We start from the raw sequence: 18,133 nt of genomic DNA, 5'->3' as shown, positions 1-18,133 counted from the left end.
GGCGCGGCGCCCTCCAGGGCGCCAGGAGCGTTGTGCGTTCCGTCGAGGAGAGTCGTTTTCTCACCTCGTGAGCGCCCGACCGAGAGAGCCAGTTCGCTCATCCTGCCGAGAGCCCTCCAGCGGCGCGCGGATTGCAAAGATTGCGAAGGAAGTTGCATACTTTGTGAAGGGGCGGCAGGAAACGCCCTATTTGCGGCGCATTTTGCCTCATCTGTGGCAGGTTCGCCCCGCGGCGCCCAGCGAGCACAGCGCGGGCAGAGCGGACACGCTGTTCAGTGCTCAGCGCTTGATCATGTAGCGGATTGCCGCGGTTCGAAGGGCCTCGCTCGCACGCTGTCGCGACCTCTCCGTCGATGGCTGTGTCAAGCCATCGGGCCCGCAACTTGCTAACACCCGCCCGCATATAAGTTCTCATTCCCACAAATTGGAGACGAGATGAAGCAGGCCGGGCCGGATCTCATCTGTTTGTCACACCTGCGCTGGAACTTCGTCTTCCAGCGGCCGAACCACCTGATGAGCCGCTTCGCGCAGGAGAAGCGGGTGTACTTCGTCGAAGAGCCGGTGTTCGAGGACGGACCGCCAAGGCTCGAGACGAGACACATCGAGGCCAATCTCACCGTCGTGATCCCTCACCTGACCCACGGCACCGAGCCGGAGGAGGCCCTGGCGCAGCAGCGCCGCCTGCTCAACTCCCTCGTGAAGGAGCAGGACGTCCGGCACCCGATCCTGTGGTTCTACACGCCGATGTCGCTGCCGATCGCCGCCGACGTGGAGCCGTCGCTCGTCGTGTACGACTGCATGGACGAGCTCTCCGCCTTCCGCGGCGCGCCGCCGATACTCCGCGAGCGCGAGCGCGAGCTCTTCGCGCGCGCCGACCTCGTGTTCACGGGCGGCCAGAGCATCTACGAGGCGAAGCGCGCGCAGCACCCGTCGGTGCACGCCTTCCCGAGCAGCGTCGACGCGGCGCACTTCAAGAGGGCGCGCGAGGAGTCGCTGGACCCGGAGGACCAGCGCGGTATCGCGCGGCCGCGGCTCGGGTTCTTCGGCGTCATCGACGAGCGGCTCGACGTGGAGCTCGTCGCCCGCGTCGCCGAGGAGCGCCCCGACTTCCAGCTCGTGATGCTCGGGCCGGTCGTCAAGATCGACCCCGCCACGCTGCCCCGCCGTCCGAACATTCACTGGCTCGGGCAGAAGTCATATCAGGAACTTCCGGCCTACCTCGGCGGCTGGGATGTTGCTATCATGCCGTTCGCGCTCAACGAGGCGACCCGGTTCATCAGCCCGACGAAGACTCTCGAGTACCTCGCGGCGGGCAAACCGGTCGTATCCACCGCCATCCGTGACGTTGTCACGCCGTATGGGGACAAGAAGGCGGTTCACATCGCCGACGCCTCCACGTTCGTGGCGGCCGTCGAGGCGGCGCTGGCCGAGCCCAGAGAGGCGCGCCTCGCGATCGCGGACGAGATGGTGAGCGGGACGTCGTGGGACAAGACATGGCGCTCGATGTCGAAGCTCATGTCAGAGGCACTCCAAGCCAAGCGTTCGGCGGCGGTCCGGACGGAAGGGAATGTACCGTGTTCGACTATTTGATCGTTGGAGCTGGGTTTGCTGGCAGCGTGCTCGCGGAGCGCCTCGCCACGCAGCTGAACAAGTCGGTCCTCCTGTGCGACAAGCGGCCTCACATCGGCGGTAACGCGTACGACTGCTACGATGACGCCGGGGTCCTCATCCACAAGTACGGTCCTCACATCTTCCACACCGCGTCGCCGCGCATCTTCCGGTACCTGTCGCAGTTCACGGAGTGGCGTCCCTACGAGCACCACGTGCTCGCGCACGTCGACGACAAGCTCGTCCCCTTCCCGATCAACGTCGACACGGTGAACGCGCTCTACGGGACCAACTATTCGCCCGCCGAGGTCGAGGCGTTCTTCACGCGCGTCGCCGAGCCGATCAAGCACTGCCGCACCTCCGAGGACGCGGTCGTCAGCAAGGTGGGCCGGGAGCTCTACGAGAAGTTCTTCCGCAACTACACGCGCAAGCAGTGGGGGCTCGACCCGTCCGAGCTCGACGCCGCGGTCGCGTCCCGCGTGCCCGCGCGCACGAACTACGACTCGCGGTACTTCACGGACGAGTTCCAGGCGATGCCGCTCCGCGGCTTCACCCGGATGTTCGAGAACATGCTGGACCACAAGAACATCCGCGTCCTCTTGAACACCGACTACCGCGACATCATGAACGAGGTGAACTTCAGGGAGATGATCTATACAGGGCCGGTGGACGCCTTCTTCGACTTCCGCTACGGGAAGCTCCCCTACCGGTCGATCGACTTCAAGTTCGAGACGCACGACAAGGAGGTCTTCCAGCCGGGCGCGGTCATCAATTACCCGAACGACCACGACTATACCCGCGTCACGGAGTTCAAGTACCTCACCGGACAGCAGCACCCGAAGACGAGCGTCGTGTACGAGTTCCCGACGTCCGAGGGCGACCCCTACTACCCGGTGCCGCGGCCCGAGAACGCGGAGATCTACCGGAAGTACAAGGCGCTCGCCGACGCGACGCCGAACGTCCACTTCGTCGGACGGCTCGCGACGTACCGGTACTACAACATGGATCAGGTCGTGGGGCAGGCGCTCGCCACTTACGACCACATCCGCGAAGCCAAGCTCAACGGCGCAGCGGTGACCGCCGCTGACGGCGCAGCGGTGACCGTCGCTGCCTGACAGGACCCATGCCTCGACAGCACCTCGCACAGATCGGTATCCCAGGTTCGGTGCCGCCGCCGGCTGACAGCAGCGGCGGCGCTCGCGGCTATCCCCGTCCTCTGCTCCGGCGAGAAGAATGGACCTCGCTGAACGGGACGTGGGAGTTCGCGCTCGACCCCCGGGCGGACTGGTGCTCCCCGGCCGACGCGCGCTTCGACAGGACGATCGAGGTGCCGTTCGCCCCGGAGACGCCGCGGAGCGGGGTCGGCGAGACCGGCTTCTACAAGGCCTGCTGGTACCGGCGGCAGGTCAAGGTGCCTGAGCTCGAGGCGTCCGAGCGGCTCGTCATCCACTTCGGCGCCGTGGATTACGTGGCCAGGGTGTGGGTTGACGGCGGCTTCGCCGGCGAGCACGAGGGCGGCTACACGCCGTTCAGCCTCGATATCACCGAGCTCGCGCGAGGGCGCGAGAGCGTCACCATCGTGGTGCAGGCGCACGACGATCCGGGCGACCTCGCGAAGCCGCGCGGCAAGCAGGACTGGAAGCTCGATCCGCACTCGATCTGGTACCCGCGGACGACGGGGATCTGGCAGACGGTGTGGCTCGAGCGCGTGCCGCGGATGCACATCGAGTACGTGCGGTGGACCCCGAACCTCGAGCGCTGGGAGATCGCGGTCGAGGTCCGGGTCGCCAACGCGCCCGTCGAGGGCGCGCGCGTCGGGGTGCGGCTGCGCGTCGGCGACGTGACGATCGCGAACGACCAGTACACGGTCGTGGCCGGGGAGGTCCACCGGCGCATCACGCTGTCCGATCCGGGCATCGACGACTTCCGCAACGAGCTCCTGTGGTGCCCGGAGCGGCCGACGCTGATCGACGCCGACATCGTCCTCCAGGACCAGGCCGGGATGACGATCGATCGGGTGAAGAGCTACACGGCGCTGCGCTCGGTGGCCGTCCGTGGCGACCGCTTCCTCCTGAACGGGCGGGCGTACGTCCTCCGGATGGTGCTCGACCAGGGCTACTGGAACGACACGGGGATCACGGCCCCGGACGACGAGGCCCTCCGCCGCGACGTCGAGCTCACGAAGCAGATGGGCTTCAACGGCGCCCGGAAGCACCAGAAGATCGAGGATCCGCGGTACCTGTACTGGGCGGACAGGCTCGGGCTCCTCGTCTGGGAGGAGATGCCGAGCGCCTACAGGCACACGCGCAAGTCGATCGATCGGCTCGCGCGGCAGTGGCTGGAGGCGATACGGCGGGACATCAGCCACCCGTGCATCATCGCGTGGGTGCCGTTCAACGAGTCGTGGGGCGTCCCGAACCTTCCGGACAACCCGAACGAGCGGCACTACGTGCAGGCGCTCTACCACCTCACCAGGTCGATGGACTACACGCGGCCGGTCATCGGCAACGACGGGTGGGAGAGCGTGGCGACCGACATCATCGGGATCCACGACTACGATCCGTCGCCCGAGCGCATCGCCCGGCGCTACTTCGCGCACGACGTCGTGCCCAAGCTGCTGAAGCGGGAGCGGCCCGGGGGCCGCGCCCTCGTGCTCGACCCCTCGGTCAACCACGAGACCGCCATCGTGCTGTCGGAGTTCGGCGGGATCGCGGTGGCGCCGACGAGCAGCGGCGACAACGGCGGCACGTGGGGGTATTCGGCGTGCAGGACGTCGGAAGAGTTCGCCGAGCGGTATACTAGGCTGATGAAGGTGATCAACTCCCTCGAGCTGCTGGCCGGCTTCTGTTACACGCAGTTCGCCGACACGTACCAGGAGGCGAACGGCCTGCTCTACGCCGACCGTACGCCGAAGTTCCCGCTGCACCGGATGGCGTCCGCCACCCAGGGGATCCCGTTCGTCGGCCCCAACGAGACGCCCTCGACGCTGAGCGACGGCGGGCTGGCGGACATGCCCGCGCTGGCGGACATGCCGGGGCTCGTCGACATGGGGGCGCCGCGATGATGGAGCGAGGGCGGGGCTTCGAGGCCATCTTCGGCCGTCCGGCGAAGCTCCTGGCCGAGGCGCCGGGGCGCGTGAACCTGATCGGCGAGCACACCGACTACAGCGGCGGGTACGTGCTGCCGACGGCGATCCCGCAGAAGACGCGCGTCGAGCTCGCGCCGCGGGACGACGGGCTCGTCCAGGTCGCGTCGGCGAACGTGGGCAACGTGGACGGCGGCGCGCAGCTCTCGTTCCGCGCCGGAGACGAGTCGCGCCGCGGCCTGTGGCTCGACTACGTGCAGGGGATCACGGCGGTCCTCCGCGGCCGGGGGGTCTCGGTCCCCGGCTTCGACGCGCGGATCGAGTCGACGGTGCCGCTCGGCAGCGGCCTCTCGTCGAGCGCCTCGCTGCTCGTGGCGCTCGCCCGCGGCCTGCGGGCGATGCTCGGACTTTCCATCGACGACGTGGAGATCGCGCGGATCGCGCACGCCGCCGAGCACGACTTCGTGGGCGCCCCCGTCGGGACGATGGACCAGATGGCCGCGAGCCTCGCCGACGAGAACACGGCGCTCTTCATCGACACGAGGACGCTCGCGTTCGAGCGCGTCCCGCTGCCGGCCGAGGCCGAGCTGCTCGTCATCAACTCCGGGGTGGCGCACCAGCACGCGAGCGGCGACTACAAGACGCGGCGCGCGGAGTGCGAGCGCGCGGCCGCGGCGCTCGGCGTCCCGCAGCTCCGGGACGTCGACGCGGCGGCGGAGCAGCGCATCGCGTCGCTCCCGGCGCCGCTCGACCGCCGCGCGCGCCACGTCGTGACCGAGAACGCCCGCGTGCTCGCCGCCGTGGCCGCGCTCCGCGCCGGGGACCTCGCCCGGCTGGGCCAGCTCTTCGACGCGTCGCACCGCTCGATGCGCGAGGACTTCGAGGTGTCGGTGCCGGAGGTCGACGCGCTCGTGGAGAGCGCGCGGGCGCAGCCGGACGTGTTCGGCGCGCGGCTGACCGGCGGCGGCTTCGGCGGCTCGATCGTCGCCCTCGTGAAGCGCGGGGGCGCGGCGAGGGTGGGGCAGGCCGTCGTGGACGCCTACGCCCGCGTCCCGGGCCGCCGGGCGACGGTGCTGGTGGGAGGGCTCGTCTCATGAGGGAACGCTCCGGGGTCGCGCTCTGGGCTGGCGTCGAGTGCACGGTCAACCGCGTCGGGGACCGGTACTTCAACCAGCTGGAGCGGACAGGCCATCACGACCGCATCACGGATCTGGACCTGCTCGCCGAGCTCGGCGTGAAGGCCGTCAGGTACCCCGTGCTGTGGGAGCGAACGGCCCCGAACGGTCCCCGGAGCGCTGATTTTTCCTGGGCAGACGAGCGGCTGCACCGGCTGAAGGAGCTCGGCATCGACGTGATCGTCGGGCTCGTCCACCACGGGAGCGGGCCGCCGTGGACCAGCCTGATGGAGGACAGCTTCGTCGACGGCCTCGCGGAGTTCGCCGGCGCGGTGGCGGAGCGCTACCCCTGGGTCCGCGACTTCACGCCGGTGAACGAGCCGCTCACGACCGCGCGCTTCAGCGCGCTCTACGGGCACTGGTACCCGCACCTCCGGGACTCGGCCTCGCTCATGCGCGCGCTGCTCGTGGAGACGCGCGCCACCGCGGCCGCGATGCGCGCGATCCGGCGGGCGCGCCCCGACGCGCGCCTCGTGCAGACGGAGGACCTCGGCGCCGTCGCCAGCGCGCGCCGGCTCGCCTACCAGGCGACGTTCGAGAACCACCGGCGCTGGCTGAGCCTCGATCTGCTGTACGGGCGCGTCGACGCCGCGCACCCGCTCACCCAGCACCTCCGCGACTGCGGCGTCGCGGACGAGGACCTCGCGCGCCTCGTGGCCGAGCCGTGCCCGCCGGACATCGTCGGCGTGAACTACTACCTGACGAGCGACAGGTTCCTCGATCACCGCCTCGACCTGTACCCGTCATGGACCCACGGCGGGAACGGGCGCGACGCGTACGCCGACGTGGAGGCGGTGCGCGTCCGCGAGGAAGGGATCTTCGGCCACCACCACGTCCTGCGCGAGGCGTGGGAGCGGTACCGGACGCCGATCGCGATCACCGAGGTCCACCTGGGGTGCACGCCGGAGGAGCAGATCCGCTGGCTGGTGGAGGCCTGGGAGGGCGCGCAAGCGGCGCGCGCGGAGGGCGCCGACGTGCGCGCGGTGACGCTGTGGTCCGCCTTCGGGGCGTACGACTGGGACAGCCTGGTCACGCAGGCGCGCGGCCACTACGAGCCGGGGGTGTTCGATGTGCGCGGGCCAGCGCCGCGCGCCACGGCGATCGCGGCCGTCGCGAAGGAGCTGGCGCTCACCGGCCGGTCGGAGCACCCGCTCGCCGCGGCCCCGGGGTGGTGGCGCCGCGACGAGCGGCTGCTCTACGCGGCGCCGCGCTCCACGACGCGGACCATCTGCCGGCAGCGCGAGCGGCCGATCTTGATCACCGGCGCGGGCGGGTCGCTCGGCGCGGCGCTCGTGCGCGCGTGCGAGGAGCGCGGCATCCACGTCCGGGCCGTGACGCACGGCGAGCTCGACATCACCGACGCGGCGGCCCTGGAACGCGCGGTGGCGGAGGTCCAGCCGTGGCTCGTGATCAACGCGGCGGGGTACACGCGCGTTCACGACGCCGAGGACGAGCTCGAGGCGTGCCACCGCGCCAACGTGGTCGGGCCGACGCTGCTGGCCGAGGTGTGCCGGCGCCACGGCTCGCGGCTGCTGATGTTCTCGTCGTCGTTCGTCTTCGACGGGAGCAAGGCCGACCCGTACGTCGAGGATGATCCGGTCGCGCCCATCAACGCGTTCGGCGAGGCGCAGGCGCTGGGCGAGCGGGGCGTGCTGGAGGCGCTGCCGGGCGCGCTGGTGGTGCGCACGGGCAGCCTGTTCGGGCCGTTCGAGGCGCGCAGCTTCGCCGCGCTCGCGCTGTCGGCCGCGCAGCGCGGGGAGCCGTTCCGCGCCGCGGACGACCTGTTCGTTTCGCCGACCTACCTGCCGCACCTGGCGCACACGTGCCTGGACCTCGCGATCGACCAGGCCGACGGGGTATGGCACCTGGCGAACGACGGTGTCCTGAGCTTCGCCTCCTGGGCGAAGATGATGTGCGACGCGTTCGGCCTGCCCACGCGGGCGGTGCACCCCTGTCCCGCGCACGCCCTCGGGCTGCGCGCGAGCCTGCCGCGGCAGGGGGGGCTGCACAGCCGCCGCCGCGCGACCCTGCCGACCTTGCCGGAGGCCGTCGAGCACTACGTCAGGCACCGGGCGGAGGCGGTGCTGGCGGCGATGTAGAGCACCGACCAGCTTGAAACGCCCGGGGAATGAAGAGATTTGAACCACAGAGGCACAGAGGACACAGAGGAACAACAAAAAACTCTGTGCCCTCTGTGCTCTCTGTGCCTCTGTGGTTGATTTTCTTGGGGTCTCTACCCGTTCGGTGTCTAGCGCGGCGGGGCGGGCACGGATTTAAACCATCAGGGCGCGCGGGACGCCAAGAGACGCCAAGAGAAGAAACCTCGTGGTTCTCTCGGCGTCCCGGGCGCCCTGGCGATCTCTTGATCCGGGCTCGACCTTGATAGGATCCCGTCCATGACAAGACACTGCTCATGGACTGCTGGGATCATCGCGGCGCTGGCCTGTACCGCGGTGATGGAGTCGAGCGCGAAGGCGTGCAGCCCTCCGCTGCCGGGGCTGACGGGCACATTTCCGGAGAGCGGCGGGACCCTCCCGGGGAACGCCGCGATCTTCTTTGAGGGCTACTCCATCTCGCTGGACGGGGTGTCGGTGACGGTCGACGGCGAGCCGGCGAGCCTCGTGACCGTGACGGACGTGCCGGCGGCGGGGTACAGCCTCGTGGCGCGGATCGAGCCGGCGCCCAGCGAAGGGCAGGCGATCGCGATCGAGGGCGATTTCTGCAACGTGGTGGATTCGTGCGGGGTGAAGCGCATCGAGCTCACGGCCGGCGCCGCGGACACCGAGGCTCCTCCGGGGCCGAGCGGGCTCTCGTTCGACCTCTACGATCATGTCGATTTCAAGTCGAGCGGCGGAGATTGCCTGCTCGACACCGATCTCTCCTGGTGGGTCACGGCCGAGGGCGAGGTCGCGGAGGGCGGCGAGGCCCCGGTGATCACCACGATCGAGGCGTTCCGGGACGACTCGTTCACGGAGCCAGTCTTCTCGGTGAGCAGGTTCATGAACGTCGCTTCGCTGTCCTTCGCCGTCGGCCAGACCGTGGAGGTGCTCGACGGCGCCGACGCCCCCGAGGCGCTCTGCTTCCGTGCCACGGCGATGGATACGGCCGGGAACGTCGCCGGAGAGACGGTGCACGCCTGCAAGCCCTGTTATTACCGGGAGGACCCGGCGACGGCAGAGCCGAGCTTCACGACGCCCTCGGAGCCGGCGTGGACGGAGGCGGACCTCTATCCCGGGGGAACGTGCGATTCAGGGATGGGGCCGGGCAGCGGCGGTGTCGGCGGCAGCGGCGGTGTCGGCGGCAGCGGCGGTGTCGGCGGCAGCGACAGCGCGGGTGGCGCCGGCGCGGGCGGCGGTGACGGAGATGGCGAGACGTCGGAGGGCGGCTGCAGCTTCCGCGCTGCGGGCGGGGCGGGCGGCGGGGGAGCTCCCGGGGCCGCGGCGCTCGCGCTGCTCACGTGCGCCGCGCTCGCTGGGCGACGGCGGCGCTGAGGGCCGGAGGGCCCGAGCACGGACGCTCCGGTGCCCGGTAGAGAGGGCCAGTGAGGCCGGGCGGCCGCCGCTTTACCTCGACACCCGAGCGCGCTCTCCGTCGGTATAGCGGCGGGAGCGCGCGACTCCATCACAGCACCCGTGCCAGGACCACGACCGAGTAGCCGACCGCGGTCTGCTTCCCGGGGTTGTTGTACGAGTGGCGCTGATCGCCGCGGAACACCGCGACGTCGCCCGAGCCGAGCGTGAACCGCTCGCCGCTCACGACGAGATGGAGCTCCCCCGACTCGCACGTCAGGTACTCGCGGGTGCCCGGGGTGTGCGGGACGCCCGTCATCCGCCCGCCCGGCGGGATCTCGATGCGATCCATCTCCATGCCCGGGATCGGGTCCGGCAGGAGCTTGCGGACGAGCGCCTGCCCGGGCGAGCGCGTGGGCAGCGCGTCGCGCGCATAGAGCTGGCACGTGGCGCGCGGCGCGGCGAGCATCTCCTCGATCGAGACCTGGAGCGCGGCGCCCGCGCGGTGCAGGACCCCGAGCGTCGGGTTCGCCGCGCCCGACTCGAGGTGCGCCCAGGTCGCCCGGGGCACGCCGGCGAGCTTCGCCAGCTGCTGCTGCGTCAGCCCGCGGGCCTCGCGCAGCTGCTTGATGTTCCTCGCGAGCCTCCCGGCCAGCTCCGCGTCCTGGTCCATGTCCGGACATTAGCACGTCTCCAAGGCGTTGGAGCGGTCTCCAACAGATGAACCAGCGCGGATTAGGGTGGGAGTCGAGGAGGAATCCAACGATGAACAACGAATCGACCGGAAGCGATGCGCTGATCCAGGCCGAGGCGCTCCCCCGGCCGTCGCTCCCCCGCGGCGCGGGGGGCGAGCCGTTCGCGCCGCGCGCCGCGCTGGTGACGGGGGCGAGCCGCGGGCTCGGCGCCGCGCTCGCGCGGGAGCTCTCGCGGCGGGGCGCGAAGGTGGTGCTCGTCGCGCGCGAGCGCGGGCCGCTCGAGGCGGTGGCGGCCGAGATCACCGCGGCGGGCGGGGTCGCGCACGCGCTCGCGGCGGACATCGGCGACAAGGGCCAGACCCACGCGATCGCCGGCGCGGCGGCGGCGCTGGTCGGGCCCATCGACCTGCTCATCCACAACGCGAGCACGCTCGGCAGGACGCCGCTGCCGATCCTGCTCGACACCGAGTGCGAAGATCTCAGCCGCGTGCTCGAGGTCAACGTGGTGGGCCCCTTCCGCCTGACCAAGGTGATCGCCGGCGCGATGGCGCTGCGGCGGCGCGGGGTCGTCGTCCACATCAGCTCGGACGCGGCGGTGAACGCCTATCCGCGGTGGGGCGCTTACGGCGTCTCCAAGGCGGCGCTCGATCACCTCTCGCGCACCTGGGCCGCCGAGCTCGAGGGCACGGGCGTCGCCTTCTACGCGGTGGATCCTGGCGAGATGAACACGAGGATGCACGCCGAGGCCATCCCCGACGCCGATCCGAGCACGCTCGCGGATCCCGCGGACGTGGCCCGCCGGATCGCCGCCCTCGTCGCCCGCGCGGGCGAGGTGCCGAGCGGCGCGCGCGTCGAGGCGGCGAGCCTCCCGGAGGCGCCATGAGCCCCGCCACCTGGCCTCGCGACAACCCGCTGGAGGAGCGGCTCCTCCACGTGGACCCGCGCCTCGGGCGGCTGCGCGACGGGCGCATCGCGGATCTCCCGGCGCTCCTCGAGCCGGGCGATCTCCTGGTCGTCAACGACGGCGCCACGCTGCCGGCGTCGCTCCACGGCGCGACGGCGCGCGGCGAGGCGGTGGAGGCGCGCCTCATCGGCGAGCTGGCCGAGGGGCGGTATTCGACCCTCCTGTTCGGCGCCGGCGACTGGCACACGCGCACCGAGGATCGCCCGCCGCCGCCCGCGCTCGGCCCGGGCGACGCGGTGACGTTCGGCGACGACCTCTCGGCCGTCGTCGAGCGCGTCTCCGCGGCCTCGGCGCGCCTCGTCGAGATCGCCTTTCGCGAGCGGGGCGCCGCGCTCTGGTCGGCGCTCTACCGCCGGGGGCGCCCGATCCAGTACGCGTATGTCGCGGCCCCGCTCCAGATCTGGCACGCGCAGACGCGGTATGCGAGCCGGCCTCTCTGCGCCGAGCTCCCCTCGGCCGGCCGGCCGCTCGCGTGGGGGCTCCTGCTCGACCTGATCCGCCGCGGCGTCCGGGTCGCCTCGCTCACCCACGCGGCCGGGATCTCGTCGACGGGCGATCCGGCGCTCGACGCGCTGCTCCCCTTGCCGGAGCGCTTCGAGATCCCCGAGGAGACGGTGGCGGCGGTGCGCGAGGCCCGGGCGCGCGGGCGCCGGGTCATCGCGGTGGGCACGACGGTGACGCGCGCCCTCGAGGGCTGCGCCGCCCAGCACGGGGGCGAGCTCCGGGCCGGCCCTGGCGTGACCGATCTCGTGCTCCACCCCGGCTTCCGGCCGCGCGTGGTCGACGGGCTGCTCACCGGCGTACACGACCCGGCGGAGAGCCACTTCCGGCTCCTCGAGGCCTTCGCGCCGGCCGAGCTGCTCCACCGCGCCAACGCCCACGCCGAGCAGGCGGGGTATCTTTGCCACGAGTTCGGCGACTCCTACCTTGTCCTCAGCTGACGTCGTCACGAGGCGTCCGGGGAAGGGGCCACATCGAGATCGGTCTGGAGCAACGGCCGCCGCGCGACGTGCTACACCGCGGGCTCACGCCGTCCCTCCGGGCGATCACCCCCCCAAGCATCGGTATGACTCAGCCGCAGCCCAACAATCCTCTTCACGGCGTCACGCTCCAGATGATCCTCGAGCACCTGGTCGCGCAGCACGGCTGGGAGCAGCTCGGGCGCATGATCGACATCCGCTGCTTCAAGTACGATCCCAGCCTCAAATCGAGCCTGCAGTTCCTGCGACGGACCCCGTGGGCCCGGCAGCAGGTGGAGGCGCTCTACCTGCGGGACAGAGCCAGGCCTGGCCCGTGACCGGCCCGCTCTACGGCCTCCCGGCGGCCCCGCGCGCCTCCTCGCTGCGGCGCACGCAGGCCTCCCGGCTGGCCCTGGCGGCGGCCTCGGGCACGCGCAGGAGCTCCATCCTCCGGTCGATCGGCATGCAGTAGGTGGTCGCGGCCCACAGCTTCGGGTCGTCGACGCCGCGGAGCTCCTCGAGATCGGTCCACACCCGCACCACCATGTCGTCGGCCGCGGCGACGACGCGCTGGCCATCCGGGCTGAACGCCACCGCGTTGATCGGCGAATCGGAGGCGCGGAGGACCAGCGGCTCGCCCGCGCCGTCGGCGCTCCACACCCGCACGGTCTTGTCCTGCGATCCGGTGGCGATGCGCTTGCCGTCGGGGCTGAACGCCACCCCCAGCACCCAGTGCTCGTGACCGCGGAGGACGATGGGCTCGCCGGTGCCGTCGGCGCTCCACACCCGCGCCGTCCTGTCCCAGGACGCGGTAGCGATGCGCTTGCCGTCGGGGCTGAACGCCACCGCGTTGATCCCGCCGTCGTGACCGCGAAAGACGATCGGCTCGCCCTTGCCGTCCGCGCTCCACACCCGGGCGGTGTTGTCCGACGAGCCGGAGAGGATGCGCTCGCCGTCGGGGCTGAACGCCACCGAGTAGATCCGATCGTCGTGGCCGCGGAGGACGAGGGGCTCGCCGGTGCCATCGGCGTTCCACACCCGCACGGTCCGGTCCCATGACCCGCTGGCGATGCGCCGGCCATCGGGGCTGAACACCGCCGAGTAGACCTGATCCTCGTGACCGCGGAGGACGAGGGGCTCGCCGGCGCCTTCGGCGTCCCACACCCGCACGGTCTTGTCGGCGGACCCGGTGGCGACGCGCTTGCCATCGGGGCTGAACGCCACCGAGGTGACCTCGTCGCCGTGACCGCGAAGGACGAGGGGCTCGCCGGTGCCGTCGGCGTTCCACACCCGCGCCGTCCGGTCCAGCGACGCGGAGGCGGCGCGCCGGCCATCAGGGCTGAACGCCACCCCGTAGATCCGATCCGTGTGGCCGCGGAGGACGATGGGCTCGCCGGTGCCGTCGGCGTCCCACACCCGCGCGGTCCTGTCGTGAGACGCGCTGACGATGCGGCGGCCATCCGGGCTGAACGCCACGGCGTAGACCTGATCGTCGTGACCGCGAAGGACGAACGGCTCACCCGTGCCGTCGGCGTTCCACACGCGCACCGTCTCGTCCTGCGACCCGGTGGCGACGCGCTTGTTGTCGGGGCTGAACGCCACCGAGTAGACCCGATCGTCGTGGCCGCGGAGGACGATGGGCTCGCCGGTGCCGTCGGCGTTCCACACCCGCACCGTCCTGTCCCAGGACGCGGTGGCGACGCGCTTGCCATCGGGGCTGAACGCCACCGAATAGACCCGCTCGTCGTGGCCGCGGAGGACGATGGGCTCGCCGGCGCCGTCGGCGCTCCACACCCGCGCCGTCCTGTCCTGCGCCCCGGTGACGATCCGCTTGCCATCGGGGCTGAACGCCGCCGCGTAGACCTGATCCGTGTGGCCGCGGAGGACGATGGGCTCGCCGGCGCCGTCGGCGCTCCACACCCGCGCCGTCCTGTCGGCCGACGCGGTGACGATCCGCTTGCCATCGGGGCTGAACGCCGCCGAATAGACCCAGTCCTCGTGACCGCGGAGGACGAGGGGCTCGCCGGCGCCGTCGGCGCTCCACACCCGCGCCGTCCTGTCCCACGACGCGGTGACGACGCGCGCGCCGTCAGGGCTGAACGCCGCCGAGTTGACCCGATCCTCGTGACCGCGGAGGACGAGGGGCTCGCCGGTGCCGTCGGCGTTCCACACCCGCGCCTTCCTGTCCCACGACGCGGTGACGATGCGCTTGCCGTCAGGGCTATAGTCCGCGTCCAGCACCCCGTCCGGGTGGACGAGCACCGCGCGCGAGATCCTGCTGTACAGCGCCCAGCGCGCGAGGACGGCCCACCCCCGCGGCTCGTCGCGCGGCTCGACCTCGCGCAGGATCGCGAGCACGCTCGTGGGATCGGCCTGCAGCTCGCGCGCCGCTGCCACGCGGGTGGCGTTGCGCGCGCGCAGGGCCTCCCGATCGGCGCGCGTGGCCTGCTGGCCGGCGCGGATCGCCAGGTACGACACCGTGACCGCGAACGCCGTGAGCGCGGCGATCACGCCCGTGGTGAGCTGCCGGCGCAGGCGGCGCGCTCGCTCGCAGTGGGCCACCACGGCCAGGAGATAGCGCTCCTCGCGGCCGCCGAGCCCGGCCCGCCACTCGGCACCCTGCTCGGCGCGGCGGCGCTCGTACCAGGCGCGGGCGTCCTGCGCCGCGCGGTCGCGCCAGAGCAGCCCCTCGGCCTGCCCGCTCAGCTCCCATTGCTGGGCCGCAGCGCGGAGCCGGGCCAGGAACTCCGCGTCTTGCTCGCTCTCAGCGAGCCACTGCCCGAGCTTCGCCCACCGATCGATCAACGATTCGTGCACCAGCTCCACGGTCGTGCCCTCGCGCTCGCCGCCGGTCTCGATGAGCAGGAGCCGCGCGCCGGCGAGGTGCTGGACCACCTGCGCGATCGCCAGGGCGGCGTCTCCCTGGCCGACCCGCGCGAGCTCGCGGAGCTCCTCCATCCGCACGACGGCGCGCGTGCGCTGGGGGGTCACGAGGCGCAGGAGCACCGCCCGGGCCAGCCGCTGCTCGGAGAGCGGCAGCGCCGAGAGCACCGCGTCCGCGTGGGCGGACAGGGCGCCGGCCACGCCGCCGAGCCGCGCGTAGCTCTCCTGCGTCAAGATGCGGCGCTCGCGATCCCGCGCCTCCCACAGCTTCGAGGCCGTGAATTGCAGGAGCGGCAAGGGGCTCCGGGTGCTCTCGAGCGTGCCCAGCATGTGCTCGACCATCTCCGCCGTCTCGAACCGGTGCCCGGTCGCCTCGGTGGGCCGCGTCAACGCCTCGCGCAGGCCGTCGCGCCCCATGGGCGGGAGGAACGAGAGCCCGCGGGTCACCTCGGTCATGAAGTGGTGGTCCTCGGCGACGCGATCGAGGAAGTCCGAGCGGATGGCGAGCAGGACGCGCAGCGGCGACGAGGCGTCGTCGGCGGCGCCCGCGAGGCAAGCGACGAACGCCGCCCGCGCCTCGGCGGGGGCGCCGAGCGTGTAGAGCTCCTCGAACTGATCGACGAAGAGCAGGATGCGGTGCCTCCTCCCCTCCCGGCGACAGCGCGCGCGCAGCCGGGCACCCAGGTGGCCGGGCTGGGCCCGCAGCGTGGCGACGAGCGCGTCGTGGTCGGGGAGCTCGGGCGCGCCCGTCGCGCCGCCGGACTCCGCGTCGGCGATCTGCGCGAGCAGGTCGACGAGCGCGGACAGCGGGCGGTGCCCCGGGCGCAGGATGAACGCTTCCCACCGGTCCCCGGAGCGATGCAGCGCCGGGATCACGCCCGCGCGCACGAACGACGACTTGCCCGCCCCCGAGGGCCCGGCGACGGCGACGAGCTGCTGGTTGCGCAGCCGCGTCACCAGGGCGGCGACCTCGCGCTCGCGCCCGAAGAAGCGCGGCGCGTCCGCCTCCTGGAACGCGGCGAGGCCGGCGAACGGGCTCTCGTCCTCGTCCAGGGCGAGCGCCGCTCGACCGGGCAGGAGGGCCTCGAGCTCGGCGAGGAGCGACCTGGCCGAGCCGATGCGCTCGGCCTGTCGCTTCTTCAGGCAGCGGTCGATGAGGGCGCCGAGCGCGCCCACGTCCGGGCGCCGCTGGCTGGCGAGAGGCATGGGGAGGTCGAGGTTCACGATCTCCGCGAGCCGCGCGGCCGAGAACGGGTCGAGCGGGTGCGCCCCCGTGACCAGCTCATGGAGGATGATGCCCACCGCCCAGAGGTCGGCGCGAGCGTCGATGTCCCCGCCCCGCAGCTGCTCGGGAGACATGTACCGGGGCGTGCCGAGGACCGTGCTCTGCCCGTTCGGATGAGCCCCTCCCGCGAGCACCATCCGCGCGCCCGTGAACATCGAGATCCTCTCGCCCTCGATCTGCTTGGCGATGCCGAAATCGAGCACCTTGATGGCGCCGGTGTCATCCAGGAGGATGTTCTCCGGCTTGAGATCGCGGTGCACGATCCCGATCTCGTGCGCGCAGATCAGCGCGCGGACCACCGGGATCATGAGCTCGACGGCGAGGCTCGACGACAGGGGGCCGGGCGGCGTGTGCGCGACGGGCGAGCCGGGCGCGCTGGGGTGCTCGCGCTGCGCCATCCATTCGCGCAGCGTGCGACCCTTGACGTACTCGAGCACGAGGTAAGGGTGTCCGTGGATCTCGTCCACCTCGTGGATGACCACGATGTTCTCGTGCCTGCAGCGCGCCGTGGCCCGCGCCTCGGCCAGGAAGCGCCCGATCCCCTGTCCGCTGTGCTCGCGGAGGAGCTTGATGGCGACCAGGCGACCGAGCTTCGTGTCGCGGGCCAGGAACACGACCCCCATGCCGCCCTGGCCCAGCTTGCGGATGATCTCGTAATGCTTGATGGCGGCGCCGATGTCCGGGGGCACGTGGTCCGCGATGGCCTCCGCCGGCGTCGTCGGCGCCTCCTCCGGGGTAGGCGTGGCCCCTTCCATATCCATCTCCGGCGTCTCCACCTCCTCCTCGGGGAGCGCGTCCGCCGCGGGCCGCTCCGGCTGCCGTCGCGCCGGCGTCGGCGAGCCCCGGCTCGCCGCCGTCGCCGCGCCGAGGGGCGCGTCGAGCTCGACGGCGCCTGCCCGGCGGAGCCCGCCCGGCTCGCAGGCGTCGAGCTCGCGCAGGAGGCCCTCGGCCGTGGCGGTCCGCGCGCCAGCCTCCTCGGTCAACGCCCGCCGCAAGATCGCGCCGACCGGGTGCCCGAGGAGCGCGGGAGGGATCCGGGCTGGCCCGCGGCTCTCCCGCTGCACACCCTCCCTGTCCGAAGAGCTGGCCCGGTCCACGCGCCTGCCCGTGAGGCACTCGAGAAACATGAGCCCCCAGGCGTACAGATCCGAGCGCGCCGTCGGCGAGAGCCCCTGGAGCTGCTCGGGCGCCGCATAGGCCAGCGAGCCCAGGGGCTCGGTGCCCGAGACGGGCGCTCGGCCGCAGCCGTTCCGCAGGCGCGCGGCGACGGCGGCGAGGCCGAAATCGAGCACCCGCGCGTCCCGCGGCGCCCCCGAGGGCACGACCATCACGTGGCTCGGCCTGAGCGCCCCGTGAACGATGCCCTGCCGGTGCGCGCACGCCAGCGCGTCGAGGACCTGCCGCATCAGGTGCCACGCCTCCCGCAGGTCGAGCGCGCCCTGATCCGACAGCAGCTCGGCCAGGCTCTGGCCGGGTACGAGCTCGCTGACCGTGTAAAGCTGTCCCTCGCCCGTCTGCCCCCAGTCGAGGAGCCGGACGATGTTGGGGTGACGGAGTCGCTCGCAGCGACGCATCGCCTGCAAGGAGAGCGCGCGGTCGCCTCTCGCTGGATCCGCGGGGTCTCCGTCCCGGGCGAGCGGTATCAGCGTGAGGGCGATCGGCTGCCCGGTGTCGATCTGTCGCCCTTCGTAGACGGCGCCGAGGCTGCTCTCCCGGAGCAAGGAGAGGAGCTCGTAGCGGCTCTGGAACACCATCCCTGGAGCGAGAATCTCCCGGCTCATGGCAACCCCTCCGGTGGCAGCTGCCTCCCCGCGGCGGCTTCGGGCGGAAGGCCCCCCACACCGCGAGCGCATCGCGATCATCGCGGCTGTCGAGCTCGTCCAGCGCGTGCGCCGGCAGAGCTCGACGATGTAGTCGGTCCGATGCTCGGGTGGCCGATGTCGCTGCCCACCATTTCATAAAGGGGCCTC

The 18,133-nt window shown here is 71.9% G+C and carries 11 protein-coding genes; 9 read left to right on the top strand and 2 right to left on the bottom strand.

Annotated elements, in window-relative coordinates; all coding sequences use genetic code 11:
- The first annotated feature begins 435 nt into the window (after positions 1–435).
- The 6 genes from WME85_RS31320 (at position 436) to WME85_RS31295 (ending at position 9,359) form a co-directional block, all read left to right on the top strand.
- Entirely contained in the window at positions 436–1,590 is a 1,155-nt protein-coding gene (locus WME85_RS31320) for a glycosyltransferase family 1 protein (RefSeq protein WP_437826635.1), read from the top strand.
- On the top strand, positions 1,575–2,723 hold the full coding sequence (gene glf / locus WME85_RS31315; RefSeq protein WP_437826633.1) for a UDP-galactopyranose mutase: 1,149 nt from the start codon (positions 1,575–1,577) through the stop codon (positions 2,721–2,723). The genes WME85_RS31320 and glf overlap by 16 nt, the downstream gene beginning before the upstream one ends.
- A 50-nt stretch (positions 2,724–2,773) precedes the next feature.
- Positions 2,774–4,672, top strand: a complete 1,899-nt coding sequence (locus tag WME85_RS31310; RefSeq protein WP_437826631.1) for a glycoside hydrolase family 2 protein — start codon at positions 2,774–2,776, stop codon at positions 4,670–4,672.
- Positions 4,669–5,790, top strand: coding sequence for a galactokinase (gene galK / locus WME85_RS31305; RefSeq protein ID WP_437826629.1), 1,122 nt, complete (start codon positions 4,669–4,671; stop codon positions 5,788–5,790). Before WME85_RS31310 ends, galK begins: the two co-directional genes overlap by 4 nt.
- Positions 5,787–7,967, top strand: a complete 2,181-nt coding sequence (locus WME85_RS31300) for a family 1 glycosylhydrolase (protein ID WP_437826627.1) — start codon at positions 5,787–5,789, stop codon at positions 7,965–7,967. Before galK ends, WME85_RS31300 begins: the two co-directional genes overlap by 4 nt.
- A gap of 297 nt (positions 7,968–8,264) precedes the next feature.
- On the top strand, positions 8,265–9,359 hold the full coding sequence (locus WME85_RS31295) for a hypothetical protein (protein ID WP_437826625.1): 1,095 nt from the start codon (positions 8,265–8,267) through the stop codon (positions 9,357–9,359).
- Positions 9,360–9,489: 130 nt separating this feature from the next.
- Here the strand turns inward: WME85_RS31295 and WME85_RS31290 are convergent, their stop codons facing one another.
- Positions 9,490–10,050 carry a helix-turn-helix domain-containing protein gene (locus tag WME85_RS31290; protein WP_437826623.1) on the bottom strand — a complete coding sequence of 187 codons (561 nt, stop codon included), beginning with the start codon at positions 10,048–10,050 and terminating at the stop codon, positions 9,490–9,492.
- 92 nt (positions 10,051–10,142) lie between these two features.
- Here WME85_RS31290 and WME85_RS31285 point away from each other — a divergent pair, with 92 nt between their 5' ends.
- The 3 genes from WME85_RS31285 to WME85_RS31275 all read left to right on the top strand — a co-directional run bounded on the left by WME85_RS31285 (position 10,143) and on the right by WME85_RS31275 (position 12,333).
- A complete protein-coding gene (locus WME85_RS31285) occupies positions 10,143–10,955 on the top strand; it encodes an SDR family NAD(P)-dependent oxidoreductase (protein ID WP_437826621.1) in 813 nt (270 codons plus the stop codon).
- The gene (locus WME85_RS31280; protein ID WP_437826618.1) at positions 10,952–11,977 is read left to right on the top strand and encodes an S-adenosylmethionine:tRNA ribosyltransferase-isomerase; all 1,026 of its coding nucleotides are present in this window, start codon (positions 10,952–10,954) and stop codon (positions 11,975–11,977) included. The genes WME85_RS31285 and WME85_RS31280 overlap by 4 nt, the downstream gene beginning before the upstream one ends.
- A 125-nt stretch (positions 11,978–12,102) precedes the next feature.
- Positions 12,103–12,333: a VF530 family DNA-binding protein gene (locus WME85_RS31275; protein ID WP_437826617.1), complete on the top strand. Its 231-nt coding sequence runs from the start codon at positions 12,103–12,105 to the stop codon at positions 12,331–12,333.
- 10 nt (positions 12,334–12,343) lie between these two features.
- Here the strand turns inward: WME85_RS31275 and WME85_RS31270 are convergent, their stop codons facing one another.
- Positions 12,344–17,944, bottom strand: coding sequence for an nSTAND1 domain-containing NTPase (locus WME85_RS31270; protein ID WP_437826615.1), 5,601 nt, complete (start codon positions 17,942–17,944; stop codon positions 12,344–12,346).
- Positions 17,945–18,133: the final 189 nt, after the last annotated feature.

It is taken from the genome of Sorangium sp. So ce1153 (assembly GCF_051521595.1).
GTDB lineage: Bacteria > Myxococcota_A > Polyangia > Polyangiales > Polyangiaceae > Sorangium.
Note: the sequence above shows the minus strand (reverse complement) of the source record. Positions and strands in the feature narration are given on the sequence as shown.

Coding starts and splice junctions, on each gene's coding strand:
- WME85_RS31320 (WP_437826635.1), top strand. CDS start 436: ATGAAGCAGGCCGGGCCGGATCTCATCTGTTTGTCACACCTGCGCTGG.
- galK (WP_437826629.1), top strand. CDS start 4,669: ATGATGGAGCGAGGGCGGGGCTTCGAGGCCATCTTCGGCCGTCCGGCG.
- WME85_RS31300 (WP_437826627.1), top strand. CDS start 5,787: ATGAGGGAACGCTCCGGGGTCGCGCTCTGGGCTGGCGTCGAGTGCACG.
- WME85_RS31295 (WP_437826625.1), top strand. CDS start 8,265: ATGACAAGACACTGCTCATGGACTGCTGGGATCATCGCGGCGCTGGCC.
- WME85_RS31290 (WP_437826623.1), bottom strand. CDS start 10,050: ATGGACCAGGACGCGGAGCTGGCCGGGAGGCTCGCGAGGAACATCAAG.
- WME85_RS31285 (WP_437826621.1), top strand. CDS start 10,143: ATGAACAACGAATCGACCGGAAGCGATGCGCTGATCCAGGCCGAGGCG.
- WME85_RS31280 (WP_437826618.1), top strand. CDS start 10,952: ATGAGCCCCGCCACCTGGCCTCGCGACAACCCGCTGGAGGAGCGGCTC.
- WME85_RS31275 (WP_437826617.1), top strand. CDS start 12,103: ATGACTCAGCCGCAGCCCAACAATCCTCTTCACGGCGTCACGCTCCAG.
- WME85_RS31270 (WP_437826615.1), bottom strand. CDS start 17,944: ATGAGCCGGGAGATTCTCGCTCCAGGGATGGTGTTCCAGAGCCGCTAC.